The 13,081-nt window shown below is 44.2% G+C and carries 10 protein-coding genes; 2 read left to right on the forward strand and 8 right to left on the reverse strand.

The window, feature by feature from the left end:
* Positions 1–253: 253 nt before the first annotated feature.
* The 6 genes from ACZ5V1_RS16665 to ACZ5V1_RS16690 all read right to left on the reverse strand — a co-directional run bounded on the left by ACZ5V1_RS16665 (position 254) and on the right by ACZ5V1_RS16690 (position 8,568).
* The gene (locus tag ACZ5V1_RS16665; RefSeq protein WP_464389798.1) at positions 254–1,426 is read right to left on the reverse strand and encodes a M20 family metallopeptidase; all 1,173 of its coding nucleotides are present in this window, start codon (positions 1,424–1,426) and stop codon (positions 254–256) included.
* Positions 1,426–2,946 (reverse strand): tripartite tricarboxylate transporter permease, encoded by a 1,521-nt coding sequence (locus ACZ5V1_RS16670; protein ID WP_464389799.1) that lies wholly within the window; start codon positions 2,944–2,946, stop codon positions 1,426–1,428. The genes ACZ5V1_RS16665 and ACZ5V1_RS16670 overlap by 1 nt, the downstream gene beginning before the upstream one ends.
* 76 nt (positions 2,947–3,022) lie before the next feature.
* On the reverse strand, positions 3,023–3,454 hold the full coding sequence (locus ACZ5V1_RS16675) for a tripartite tricarboxylate transporter TctB family protein (protein ID WP_464389800.1): 432 nt from the start codon (positions 3,452–3,454) through the stop codon (positions 3,023–3,025).
* Between the two features lie 59 nt (positions 3,455–3,513).
* Entirely contained in the window at positions 3,514–4,491 is a 978-nt protein-coding gene (locus ACZ5V1_RS16680) for a Bug family tripartite tricarboxylate transporter substrate binding protein (RefSeq protein WP_464389801.1), read from the reverse strand.
* Between the two features lie 266 nt (positions 4,492–4,757).
* Complete coding sequence (locus tag ACZ5V1_RS16685; RefSeq protein ID WP_464389802.1) at positions 4,758–6,200, reverse strand: sigma-54-dependent transcriptional regulator; 1,443 nt, start codon at positions 6,198–6,200, stop codon at positions 4,758–4,760.
* A 136-nt stretch (positions 6,201–6,336) separates the two neighbouring features.
* A complete protein-coding gene (locus tag ACZ5V1_RS16690; protein WP_464389803.1) occupies positions 6,337–8,568 on the reverse strand; it encodes an ATP-binding protein in 2,232 nt (743 codons plus the stop codon).
* Between the two features lie 935 nt (positions 8,569–9,503).
* Between ACZ5V1_RS16690 and map the strand changes: the two genes are divergently transcribed.
* Positions 9,504–10,283 (forward strand): type I methionyl aminopeptidase, encoded by a 780-nt coding sequence (map, locus tag ACZ5V1_RS16695; RefSeq protein ID WP_464389804.1) that lies wholly within the window; start codon positions 9,504–9,506, stop codon positions 10,281–10,283.
* Between the two features lie 214 nt (positions 10,284–10,497).
* Here map and ACZ5V1_RS16700 read toward each other — a convergent pair whose 3' ends face one another.
* Together ACZ5V1_RS16700 and ACZ5V1_RS16705 are read right to left on the reverse strand one after the other, a co-directional pair.
* Positions 10,498–10,983: a hypothetical protein gene (locus ACZ5V1_RS16700; RefSeq protein ID WP_464389805.1), complete on the reverse strand. Its 486-nt coding sequence runs from the start codon at positions 10,981–10,983 to the stop codon at positions 10,498–10,500.
* A 1-nt stretch (position 10,984) separates the two neighbouring features.
* On the reverse strand, positions 10,985–11,749 hold the full coding sequence (locus ACZ5V1_RS16705; protein WP_464389806.1) for a DUF4198 domain-containing protein: 765 nt from the start codon (positions 11,747–11,749) through the stop codon (positions 10,985–10,987).
* A 374-nt stretch (positions 11,750–12,123) separates the two neighbouring features.
* Here ACZ5V1_RS16705 and ACZ5V1_RS16710 point away from each other — a divergent pair, with 374 nt between their 5' ends.
* Entirely contained in the window at positions 12,124–13,080 is a 957-nt protein-coding gene (locus ACZ5V1_RS16710; RefSeq protein ID WP_464389807.1) for a DUF362 domain-containing protein, read from the forward strand.
* The last annotated feature ends 1 nt before the right edge of the window (position 13,081 follow it).

Consider the following 13,081-nt stretch of genomic DNA (forward strand, 5'->3'; position numbering starts at 1 on the left):
AATTGGGCAGGTAAAGTGTTTATAGATCTCGGATGACAGTGTTAGACCTTATTGTTTGATAACATTGTCATATCTCGGCTAAAATGAAGAGTGCTGTTTTTTTGTGTAGAATCAGTACTTGTTCAGCGGATGCTTTGTTAATAAAAAACGGCAAATTAGCTTTAAACTAATTTGCCGTTTTTCTATTTGTAGATTCAGCCTATGGAATCAGTAGGTTCGCAAGGCTAAGAGTTGGTGGAAGTCTTACCTGTCGTTAGCTGTTGTTCTCTGCCACTGCTAAAATTGATGCTACAAGCAACTTGCCTCGTTCGAGAAGTGTGTGTGTTTCAATATATTCTTCAGGAGTGTGATAGTTTCCGCCTACAGGGCCCATTCCACAAATTGTTGGAATTCCCATGGAGGAAGGAAGCCCTGCGTCAGCTGCGCCTCGAGTGGCTGTACCTTGCACAGGAGTTTGAAGCGCTTCACCACAGGATTTAACGGTTTCATATAGATGTGTATTCCCAACTGATTCTGTCATGGGCAGGAAGCTTACTCCACCTGTGAGTGTTGATGTTGTGCCAGCAACAAAAGATTGTTCGGCTATGTGTTTCATTCCTTCCACCAGAGTGTCAGCAGATTCTAAATCTGCAAAGGAGAATTGAATACGTGCTTCAGCGTGTTCAGAAACAACATTGCCGTTGTCCCCTCCCTGAATGAAGCCGACATTAACGGTGTTGCCTGCTGCTATATCGATAAGTTTTTGAATGGAAATCATTTTGTGTGCAAGTTCGGTATTTGCCGAAATACCATGTTCAAAGGCAAGTCCTGCATGGGCAGATTTTCCTGCTATTTTCAGATGCAGATGCCCTGACCCTTTTCGTTCCAGAACAACAGATCCATCGGCTCTTCCTGCCTCCATGTTGAAAACAGCTTCTGCGTTACTTACAATTTCTTTGATAATAGCTTTTGAAGTTGGAGAACCGATTTCTTCATCAGAGGTGAAAAGAGCCTGAACAGGAACATCGGTGATGCCTGCTTCATGCAACGCTTCAAGCACAAAAACCATTAAGGCAATTCCACCTTTCATATCTGCAACGCCGGGACCGAAGCATCTATTGGTTTTCGGGTCGTTAACAAAAGGGCGCCTTTTAGTTGTTCCGGCAGGAAAAACCGTATCGCGATGACCCATTAGCAAGATGGGACGTTGTTCTGCTTTGCCATTAAGCGTGGCAAGAATTTGGTTGCCAAATTGTTCTTGTTTAAAAATCTGTGTGGATATTTTTCTTTGAGCTAGACGGTTAATAATGATGTCTCCAACAAGATCGTTGTCAGCTTTGTCCCATGAATAGCTATCTGTGTTCACAAGTTGCTCAAGAAATTGAAATAGATTTGATTCATTATCTTCAAGATACGCGAGAACTTGATGGGTTCTAGAGCTAAGCATTATGTTGTCCTCTTGTTTTTGTTCACAATTGCTAAGTTTCTTTTTCTTTTGCGTTCATTGAGGATGTTTTGAACAACCATGCCAATTGCTAGTAAAAGAATGATGCAACTGATGGGGCGTGTCAGGAAGATTGTTGCGTCATTGCTGGACATAAGCATCGCGCGCCTGAAGTTGGATTCAACGAGTGGGGACAGGATTAGTGCTAACAATAGTGGCGGTAGGGGGAATCCTGTTTTTTCCATCAAGTAACCAAGAACCCCAAAGGTAGCCATAATGATGACGTCAAATTCCGAGTTGTTGATGGAATATGATCCAACAACACAAAGGGCTATAACAATAGGCATTAAGATGCCTTGCGGAATTTGGATAAGTTTGGCGAAGAGCTTTACCGCACCCATCCCAAGAATCAGCATGAAAATATTGGCAATAATAAGGGAAAAGAAAATGCCATAAACTACATCAGGGTAGTCTGTGAAAAGAAGCGGTCCGGGGGTAAGTCCCTGTACCATAAGACCACCAAGCATAATTGCGGTAACAACATCACCGGGAATACCTAAGGTTAGCAGGGGAACCAGTGCACCACCTGTTACAGCGTTATTAGCTGACTCTGTTGCTGCCAGGCCTTCAAGGTGTCCGGTACCGAATTTTTCAGGAGTTTTGGATGCCTGTTTTGCTTTATTGTAGGCAATAAAGGAGGCAATACCGGCTCCGCATGCAGGGATAATTCCTACAAAGGTTCCGATAATAGACGACCTAAGTAAGTTTACTTTGTTGTCCCGAATCTCTTTAGCACTGACAATCGCAGAGGCTACAGCTCCTTTCATTTGGGCTAAATCTTTTCCGCCCAGAATTTCTTCAAGGCGAACAATCACCTGTGAGACAGCAAAAAAGCCAATAAGAGCAGGAACAAAAGAGATTCCGGTAAGCAGGGCTGGTATGCCGAAGGTGTTTCGAATATCTCCCGAAACCGGATCAACTCCGATTGTGGCAAGGAGCAGGCCAAGCAAGGCAGCCAGGCAACCTTTGAGCATTGAGCCAGAGGAAATTCCAGAGACAACTGAAAGGCCGAATACAGCCAATGCAAAGTACTCTGGGGGACCAAAGGACAATGCGATTTTTGCTAACTGAGGTGCTACGAGCATTAAGGCTAACGCACTGAACAAGCCGCCGATTGTGGAAGCAATAGTTGTCATGGAGAGTGCCTTTCCAGACTCTCCTTTTGCCGTCATTTGCGGCCCTTCCATGAGCGTTGCAGCGGCCATGGCGGTACCCGGCGTGCTGACAAGAATGGCTGTTATCGCCCCGCCGTATACTCCACCGACATAGATTCCGAGCATGGCGCCAAAGGCAACAACTGGAGCCAGATCGAATGTCATTGGAATGAGGAGGGCAATACCCATTGTTGCAGTAAGACCGGGAAGAGCTCCAAAGGCGATGCCCATGGCTGTTCCTATGAACGTTGCAACGATAGCTGCCGGTGCAACAGCATTGCCGAGTCCTAGAATGATATGTTCAAACATACTGATTCCTATGTGTTTTACTTATTTTTTTGTGCAGGGCTCGGGTGATAGATTTAGTGCAAAGCCACGCAATCAATTAAGGAAGAGGCACCTTGAAGACCAAGGTTATGAAGGTATAGATGCCGGCTGTGCCGCAAACTGCGGTTAAACACATCCCGACTATTTTTCTGCGACCGAAAAGGTATTGTGCACCAATAAGAAATGGAACCGTCGCAATGAGAAATCCGAAGGTCAGGAAGCCAACCAGGTATGCAAAGAATAATAAGATAAAACAAAAAGCTTGCGGGGAAACATATAGTGTATTGACTGCGGAAGCTTTCGTTAACAATGCCTTGCCAATGAGCCCGCATGCTCCAATTGCAATAAGTATCAAGAGCAGATTAGGAAAAGAAGCCGGACCGAAGGAAGCTCCGGGGAGTGGTTTTGGAAGACTGGCTGTGAGTGAAAAACCGAAGAATACAAGTGCCAGAAAAGTCATGCCGGATAGCAGGTCAGTTACGTTTTTCATGTGTAACGCTCCAAAGGCTAGTGCTTCCTGCCTGCCGCACAGGCAGGAAGCATGTTAAGTTAGTCGCTACTTTTTAGAATTTGTCCGAAACTTTTGTATTCAGAGCTAATAATGGCGTCTAGCTCTGCACCGCTTAGGAAGCTTGCGGGAATAGCGGCTTTTTCAAAACGACTCTGTACTTCAGAATCATTTAAGGCATCTTTTATGGCGTTTTGTAGTTTAAGTATGATGCCTTCTGGTGTGTCTTTAGGAACGGCAAAGCCAAACCATGTACCACCAGTGATAGTTTCGTATCCTAATTCTTTGAAAGTAGGGACGTCTGGGTATACCGGGGAGCGTTCATCCCCAGTAATGGCAAGCAGGCGTAGGGTGCCTGACTTGTAGTGTGGGAGATATTCGGATGCTGTTTGAACTGTGGCAGCGACGTGGCCGCCGAGGAGGGCGCTGGTCGCTTCTGCGCCACCGTTGAAAGGAATGTGTTGCATGGAGGCGTCAGGTTGTCTTGAAAGAAAATCTGAGAAGAGCACATGCTGCATTAATCCTGCGCCACAAGTCCCAAAAGTTGTATTGGGATTTCTTTGAGCGTACTCAAGGAGTTGATTAAAGTTTTCTATGCCGGAATCTGCAAGTACTGCGACAGCAAATGGAAAAAGAGAAATGCGTGCAATGGCGCGGAAATCTTTAGGAGTATTGTAACCTACGTTTGCCCGGTTAGGGGTAAGGCTACAAGGACCCAAGCAGGTGAGAATCATTGTGTAGCCATCGGGCTTGGCATTTTTGGCTGCGAGCATGGCAACTGCCCCGGCGCCACCTTTTTTGCTGATGACATTAAACGCCTGTCCCGTATTGCGCTGTAACGCTTCAGAGATGATGCGTGCTTGAATGTCAGAGCTGCCACCCGGGGAAAATGGGTTAATGATCGTTACCGATCTGTTCGGATAGTTATCAATGGCCTCTTGTCCTGCCTGAGCCTGAGCAAATCCTGAGAAGGTAAGACACAGTGCCAGTACAAGTGAGTAAATGTGGTTTGTTTTCATGTACATAAATCCTCTCTGTAAAATAAAGGTGAGTTCCATGATCTTATATGCTGTTATAAAGCAAGGGGTGTTCCTTTATTGATATGTGGAATGCTATCTTTTCTTACTTGCTTTAAATGATTGAGTTTTAAATTTACAGAGTGATGATGTAGAGGAAAGGAGCACAGTGTTCTTTAAGGTTAAGGATTGGTAATCCTCTTATGTAAGAGTCTAAAAAACAAAAAGCAGGACTTGTGTCCTGCTTTGTAAGAAAATTGCTAAATGGGTTATTGGCGTATCCACCCAGATCGACGGATGCCGTGTTGCTGAAGATATTTATATAGCCTGCTGCGGCTGAGTCTGGAAATTTCGCATGCCTCGTCAATATTCCCCATTGTTAATTCCATCAGTTCAACCAGATAGGTGTACTCCATTTTTTCTGTTACGGCATCACGAGCTGCTTTTAGCGAAGGGAGTTCGCCCGCGGCATCGGGGAGCAATATGGTATTTACCCCATCCGCGTCATGGTGAGAAATATGGTCTTCCGTGTTGTGTGTATTATTGAAACGTTCTGCTCTTAGCGTTGTGGGTAGGTGTTGTGACAGTACCAGTGGCGATTCCCCTGATCGCTGAATGCCGGCTTCAATAGCATGGAATAATTCACGAACATTTCCAGGCCAAGTGTAGCTCTCCAACGTTTCAAGGCAGTCCGGAGATGGTTTTTTAGGAAGAAGATTCATGTCGTGGCAATAGGTTGTGCAGTGGAATTCTGCCAAGAGGCGAATGTCATCTCCGCGTTGGCGTAGAGGGGGAAGGGTGATGGATATGCCGCGAAGGCGATAATAGAGGTCGGCGCGAAATGTTCCGGCAGTTACCATATGTAACAGGTCACGGTTAGTGGCAGAAATCAGCCTGAAATTGCTGTTTTTTTCTTTCTTGCCACCGAGTGGGCGATAGCGGCGTTCTTGAAGAACCCGCAGAAGCATTTTTTGTAGGTCTAAAGATAGATCGCCAATTTCATCCAGAAAAAGTGTACCACCATTTGCTTGTGCAATAAGTCCCTCGCGGGATGCTTCTGCACCGGTGAATGCCCCTCGTTTGTGTCCAAACAATGTGCTTGTCCCAAGAGTTTCAGAGAGGGCTGCGCAGTCAACTGTTACAAAAGGAAAATCCGCACGGGAGCTGTTCTTATGAATCAACAAGGACATAACTTCCTTGCCGGTTCCTGTTTCTCCTGTGATGTGGATGTTGGCGTCTCCTTTTGAGGCAATACTCGCTTGTTGCAACGCATTAAGCCAAGCAGGACTTTTTCCGATGACATCTTCTCTGCCTCGAAGACTTGGTTCAAATAATAGCTGGGCGGTGGATCTGTAATCGATAAGCCGTTCCAGCATGGTGAGCAAAGCGCTGGCAGTCAGTGGCTTTTGCAGATAGTCCCAAGCCCCGTTTCGTAAAGCTCTTATTGCATCATGTTTGTCTGCTGCACCTGTAATGACAATGACATTCGGAGCTGGAGTTGTTTCACCTAAGAGTTTCGGCATATTATCAATGCCGTTGCCATCAGGAAGCATCACATCAAGAAGCACCACATCAAAGTGCCCCTGTGTAAGTGCTTGGCGCGCCTCGGAAAGATTTTTTGCTGTTCTTACGGTGTGTTCATTCTGTTTCAGCAAATCGTTTAAAAAAGATCGAACTTCATCTGCATCATCTACGATAAGAATGCGTGCCATTGTTTTTCCCGTTGTCTTTAACGTTATGTCACTTACGGTGGTATATGCAAATACTTGCCCATAGCTGATGTAGAAAAGTAGGCAAAATCGAATTGTTTTCTAGAATCACTAGCTGAAATTTAACGCCGCGGGAGACTTACCCCTTACGGGCTAAAGAAGTCATTTTTACATAATCTTTTAACATTATAGGGCTATATGCAACTTCTAAAATGTTATGTTGTTCTGTGAGATCGGCACAGCAATCTGTTTCTTGGTTTGTACAAAGAACGATAGGGAGAGTCTTATCAATGTCGCTAACGCGTTGCGCAAACCTCAGCCCTGAAGCTTCATCTGCACGAGCTTCATTTATGATAATGAGAGAAAGACTAAGCTCATCCAATGTATTGATGAAATTTAAAGCATCATTTTCTGCTGTAGCTTCATGTACAATATGCCCAAGGCGGAGATACAAGCGTTTGGCAAAATCTAGAACCGCTTTGTCAGAGGACACTAAAAGAATAGTGAGTTGTTCAGAGTTTCTTTCTTTAGTTATCCGATCTTGAGAATGAGGTGTGGGATGCGAACAGGTATCGTGCTGCCAACTTGTTGTAGATTCTGACTCTGTAGTAGAATCCATGCTTGCTGCATCAGTATCGCAAGCTAACGGGATAAGTAGATGGAAAACTGCGCCGTGTGAGCTAGATGCGACCCGTAAGGTGCCCCTCAGTCGCTTTATTGTTTCCCGGACGATAAAAAGTCCAATTCCAGTCCCTTGCACCGTAGGTTTTGTGGTGTAAAAGGGGGTAAAAATTTGACCAAGCTTGTCGTCTGGGATTCCCGGCCCTGTGTCGCGCACGGTGATTTCAAAAAACTCTCCAGCAGGACAGCTCAAAAGGTACTTTGAGTCTTTTGGGGGAAGATCATTTTCAGTGATAATGACATGTTGGGTAGTGATGAATAAATTTCCCTTACCCTGCATAGCATCAGAAGCATTCCAGCATAGATTGAGGAGTAGCTGAGCTATTTGAGAAGTGCTTGTGTTAATAATGCATTGTTGTCCATTTAGCTTGCTGTGTAATATAATTTTAGGCGGAAGTAGTCCCTTCAGAAATAAAATGCTGTCACGAACTACATTACATGCAGGCAATAACGTTGAATGGCTATCCTGGTCACGGGAGTGATTTAGAATATTTTGAGCCATATCCTGTGCGCGACTGGCAGCGAGATGAATTTTGTCTAAGTTGTACTGGAGTTGGGCTGTATTGTTTTTTTGAGCATGCCGGTTCAATGTCGCATATCCCAATACTGCTGTGAGGATGTTGTTCACGTCGTGCACAAAACCGCAAGCAAGTGCCCCAAGGCTGTTGATTTTTGTTCCTTGGAATAACTGTTTTTCTACGTTTTTACGTAGTTGCAGTTCTTGTTGGAGGGCGGCTGTTTTTTGGTTAATTTGTTTGCGTAAAACTGTAATCCACACAAAAAAGAGTAAGGCACCACAAGTTGCAACTGCAAGAAATGTAATAAAGTTTTGCCTCATGCGTTTGAGGGCAATATTCGCAAAGCGTCCTCCCTTGAGCCAGCGTGCAGCCAGTTTTTCGTGAGTTTTTTCTGGGATTGATAGCAACATCTTTTGTAAAATAGAATGAAGTTGTGGCTGATTTCCTTGAATTTTGAATGCGAGACGTAAGGCAGGCCCTGCTGAACCTACTTTGCGTAAGCCAACCAGATTGAACTCATGGATTTTATAGTAAGCTGTTGCTTCATTGACCAACGCTACATCACATCTTCCATTAGAAAGTGCTAGTAACGCATTAAGTTCAGAATCTGTAGGAGTTAAGGTTAGTTCTGGATAAAATTCTCTGATATAATTGTGAATGCTGCTGTTGATGACAACAGCAATGCATAGCCCTTCCATGTTTTGTAAAACATAGGTTTTGCGAGTTCGATTTTTAGTATTAACAAAAACTGCATGTGGGACAGAAACATAGCTGGTCGTAACTAAATCTTCTGCTTTGAGCTTTGAAGGGAGCTGGTAAACTGCTCTGATGCTGGCAGGGCGCTTGGGCTGTCGTGTTGCAGGCTGGAGTTGTGTTCCATATTGTTTGCGAATAAATTCAAACCCAAGCCTTCTTTCGATTATTTCCAAATAGTCTTCAGTTAATCCAGTCCAATGGCCTTTGGGGTTCAGATAGCTGAAGGGGGGCAACTCACTTTCTTGAGTAAGAGTTAAAACATCGTAGTGTTGATTAAGCCAGAGCCACTCTTTTGTAGAAATAGTAGGGGCGAGTGAATCTTCTTGCTGTTGGTTTATGTAAAAGAACAGCAGGCAAGACCCTGCTATAATGAGGGTAAAAAGACCAATAACAACGGCTTTCCTACGTCGGGTCATAATAGATCCTGCTGATAATAGGGCGGAAGGCTTAGGTGAAGAAGGTGTTCATTGCCCTTGATGTAGATAAAATTAACTACATAATTGCTCATACCTGATTTACGTAGTTCATTTCAAGGAGTGGTATTCCCAATTGAATATTCTCTGGTCACACAATCTGTTTTTTATGATATCTGAATAAGTAAAGCGATAAAGATTTTCTTATGCGGCGGTGTTTATCTAGAGAATATTTGGGAAAAATGCAGGTGTATTTTAAAATTAAATTAAATTTATAACGCCAAAAGTTATTTTTAGAGGCTCTAACTATACTGGAATTTAATTCTATAATTTTTTGATTGATCAACCATGCTCTAATTGGCTGTTTCACAATTCTGAGTTGGGTTTTGTGCCGTTAGTACTTGAAAAACAGTGTGTTTTGCTTCTTGTAAGTCTCAATGTCGTATTTTTTTTACGATTTTGCCCTTCAGCTTTTTGTTTGACATGAATTTAGCATTGGAAGTTTGGTAAAAGAATAGGTGAACGGGCTAAAAAAAAGCAAGATTCATAGATTGAAAAAACTAGTTTAGTAATGAAAAACGTACAGAATAGTGAGGCAGCGTATGTCTCGGGTATTGGTTTAAGATAAAAGCCTATTACATTCCCAAAGCGACAAGTAATTTTTAATAACTTGTCGCTTTTCTTTTCCTCTAGTTGAGCTAGCGAAGTATAAACTCATACCCAATTGAATCCCATGTAATTAGTTTCTGTTTTACCTTCTTCATTCAATATGTTGTGGGTAAGACTGATTACTTAAGTGCATTTTTCCGACTTAATTTGTCTAGATTTGTTCAGTAAACTTGAGACAGTGTATTGTTCGAGTGGTTGCTCAATGTGGTTGACATGTCCAATGTTAAGAGTAGCCTAGCTACGTAAAATACCCATTTGGAGCTACTCAAATGATACTGAAGAATAAAAAACAAATTGAGCTAATGCGCAAGTCTGGACTGTTGCTGCATCAAGCTCACATGGTTGCTAAGGAAATGACCGAGCCGGGAGTATCCACTGCAGAAATTAATGCGGAAGTGGAAAAATTTATTACGACAAACAATGCAATTCCCCTCTTTAAGGGAGTTCCCGGTATTGTCCCATTTCCGGCGGGGTGCTGCATGTCTACCAATGAAGAGGTAGTTCACGGTATCCCTTCTGCTCGTAAACTTGTGGATGGAGATATTCTGAGTATTGATATCGGCGTACGTCTAAATGGCTGGTGCTCAGATTGTGCATGTACTCATGCTGTCGGCAAAATTAATACTGAAAAAAGTAATCTTATGACCGTAACAGAAGATTGCTTGCGGATCGCTATTAAGGAAATAAAGCCCGGTATAAAATGGAGTGTGATTGCTAAAAAAATGGCAAAACATGCTAGAAATGCAGGGTTTTCTGTTGTTGAAAATCTCGTAGGTCACGGCATTGGCGAAGGACTTTGGGAAGCACCGGAAGTACCCAATTATCACACCAGAGAGCTTAAAGATTTTAGGCTTAAGCAAGGGCTTGTCATTGCAGTGGAACCAATGATTAATGCTGGGGTTAAAGAAAATAAAACTCTCAAGGACCATTGGACAATTGTTACCAAAGATAACAAACCGTCTGCCCATTTTGAACACTGCATCGTAGTTACTTCGACTGGCTCAGAGGTTTTGACTTGCGGCGCCAACGGTGAAGGTTGGGCTATGTAGGGGGATTTATCCCTTAGTAGGCACCATCTCGAGGCAAGTCGTAGACTCATTTCTTCAGCTAAGCATTCGAGGCCGTACCGTGCTAGAAAGAGGAGTGAGAAGGATGCTGAGATTCTATGAATTTCCCGCAAAGTTTCGTTTTATCCTCTGACAATAAATTCGATTTGAATTAAAAAAGAAGCTCCATCGACAAGTTGTCGATGGAGCTTCTTTTTTATTCTTCACATGGTGTCTGATGTACAAGTTTTTTTCGAGATGATCGTTTTAGTAAAAAACATGCAGCGAGAAGGTTAATGATAAGACTTAAACCGAGCGCTATGCGTAGCGCTTGCGAAGAAAGACCTGTTGGGGCGTTAGCCTGTATAATCCCTTGCTCTGTAACTTTGATCTGCATTTCTGCCCTGTGTCCCATGTCGGATGAGGAGATACGCCATGTTCCTGGGATGTTCGGTACAAAGGCGAAGTTGCCAAGAGCGTCAGTACGACCGTTTTGGAACTCAGCATCTCCCTCTTTTGCCGTCGGTGCAAAGACAAGCACTTCCGCATAAGACATAGGGTCGCCCCCTGCGTATCCAAAGCGTACTGCTACAGTTTTGCTTGAGATGCTGTTGGCCGTAACTCCGTGCGCAAATGCTGATTCAGCTGCGAAGACACACATTACTGCTAAAACGAGCGTCAGTAGATCCAGATGCTTACACATGTTACTTCGAGATCGGGAAGGTTAGGGTAGCGCGGAGTACGTGGCTCTGGTATTTTTGACCATTACCCTCTGCAACGTGCTGTACGCGGATCATCCATAATCCAGCATTTGAAATATGAATTTTTGCAATACCATCACCGTAAGGCTCAGTGGTGTATGCGTAGGTATTTTCGGTGTCGGTGAAGCCTTTGTATGTGGCAAAAATATTTTCAGGTGCTACTGTTTTTCCGTTGAAAAGTACCTTGATGCGGATGTCATCGCCTACACGAGCTGTGAGCGGGTTATCAACGGGAACAATTTCCAACATGTGCCCAACATTGCGATCAAATTTTGCAGTCTTGCCGTCTACTGGAAGAATGGATTTTGCAAATTTTTCAAATTTCTTTGAGAGGATAACACCCTTCAACGTTGATTTATCGCCCTTCTTCCAGCCCTGTGTGGTCTTGCTCCAGACTTCACCCTTACGATGGGCGGATAGTAATGCTGCTTCTCCGGCTTTGAGCGTTACGCTGCCGTCCCATGTCAGGTATGGTTTATTAGGGTGGAGAGTAACACCGGTGCCGTCGTAGGAAGCAACAACACTTTCGGCTGCTTCAAGCTCTTCACTGCGCATAAAGGAATGCGAAGAAGCGAGGCTGAACGGAAGCTTCTGGCCTTCATGGTAGGACTGCCACTGCTGTGGAACAAGGATGAATTCATGACCGTATGCAAGAGAGGTTGTGGCGAGCAACAAGACCATACACATGAAGATAGCATTTTTTTTCATTACGTTCTCCTTTGGTAACACGAAATTTAATTTGGTATACAGCTAGCAGCCGGCAACATGGAAGTCAATAGAGATATCTGTAGTATGTTTGGTGTGTTATTGTTGAAGTGTCTTTGAGGCTCATAGTGTATCTGCTTTAAAGACTGACCTCATTTAGTCGGATGGTATGAGTTCATGGGAGTTCTATGAGGTTGGTGCGTGCTTTTTTGATGACAAGGAACAGGTGGTGAGGATAATAATATTTTTGCACTCTACACATGTGTTGGTTGTCTCATATGGAGAGATTTTCAGCCGTATAGTGTAGTGTCTGTGTGCTGTGTCATTAGAGAAGGCGCAAGATATGTGTGTATGACTGTGTAGAAATGGAGAATGTATTGACGAAACTAGAGCAGCAAACAGCTGAAGGATTGATTCCAGTGGCACTGACACATTGCGTAGAGTATGAATATCGCGCTGTGCATGAGGCTGTAAGGGATTGTTTGCAGGCTATTCACTTTGCACCTTCGACAGGGGCAAAGGTTTTGGTGAAGCCTAATTTTCTGAAGGTAGATAGCAACGGGCTTTGCTGTACGCATCCTGTCGTGGTGGAAGCCGTGTGCGAAACACTGCTTGAATACGGTTGCTCAGTTACAGTGGGTGATTCTCCCGCCTTTGGTTCTGCTGCGTCTGTTGCTCGAAGTATCGGATTGCTCGAAGGGTTGGAGCGTCTTAATGTTCCACTCATTACGCTGGATTCGCCAACATGCGTGAAGTTTGAAAGCGGCACTTCAATCGGCATATCCCGCAGTGCGCTTGAGTGCGACATGCTGCTCAACGTTCCACGTATGAAAGCTCATACGCAAATGCGGACAACTTTTGCGGTGAAAAATTTATTTGGCTGCGTGAGCGGAGTTCGTAAAGCTATTGCGCATTCTACGCACGGGGATAAGGCAAATGCTTTTAGAGAATTGCTCATGGATGTTGCTTTGGCATTGCCGCCAGCAGTGAGCGTTGCGGATGGTATTGTCTGCATGCATAAAACAGGACCCAGCGGCGGAGCTCCGTATTCTTTAGGGCTCCTTGGTGCGGCTGGCGATCCCGTCTCTTTGGATACTGCGTTGTATTCTGTTTTGGGATGTACTGTTGATGAAATGCCGTTGTGGGGCGAATTGCAGCGTAAAAATATACGCGGTGCTTTTGATGAGCAACTTGAGTATGTCCTCGCAACGCCAGACGAGTTTGATGCTGGTGGATTCATACTTCCGTACCAGCTTACGCCGGAAACATTTCATCCAGTCCGATTACTGCGGAGCAGCGTAAAACGTTTATGGAAACGGTACTTGTGTCCGTAGC

The organism is Halodesulfovibrio oceani subsp. galateae, from assembly GCF_055397225.1.

What these genes read in the sequence shown, in the direction of transcription:
- ACZ5V1_RS16685 (WP_464389802.1), bottom strand. Translation starts at nt 6,200, where the DNA reads ATGGCACGCATTCTTATCGTAGATGATGCAGATGAAGTTCGATCTTTT.
- ACZ5V1_RS16665 (WP_464389798.1), bottom strand. Translation starts at nt 1,426, where the DNA reads ATGCTTAGCTCTAGAACCCATCAAGTTCTCGCGTATCTTGAAGATAAT.
- map (WP_464389804.1), top strand. Translation starts at nt 9,504, where the DNA reads ATGATACTGAAGAATAAAAAACAAATTGAGCTAATGCGCAAGTCTGGA.
- ACZ5V1_RS16690 (WP_464389803.1), bottom strand. Translation starts at nt 8,568, where the DNA reads ATGACCCGACGTAGGAAAGCCGTTGTTATTGGTCTTTTTACCCTCATT.
- ACZ5V1_RS16670 (WP_464389799.1), bottom strand. Translation starts at nt 2,946, where the DNA reads ATGTTTGAACATATCATTCTAGGACTCGGCAATGCTGTTGCACCGGCA.
- ACZ5V1_RS16700 (WP_464389805.1), bottom strand. Translation starts at nt 10,983, where the DNA reads ATGTGTAAGCATCTGGATCTACTGACGCTCGTTTTAGCAGTAATGTGT.
- ACZ5V1_RS16705 (WP_464389806.1), bottom strand. Translation starts at nt 11,749, where the DNA reads ATGAAAAAAAATGCTATCTTCATGTGTATGGTCTTGTTGCTCGCCACA.
- ACZ5V1_RS16680 (WP_464389801.1), bottom strand. Translation starts at nt 4,491, where the DNA reads ATGAAAACAAACCACATTTACTCACTTGTACTGGCACTGTGTCTTACC.
- ACZ5V1_RS16675 (WP_464389800.1), bottom strand. Translation starts at nt 3,454, where the DNA reads ATGAAAAACGTAACTGACCTGCTATCCGGCATGACTTTTCTGGCACTT.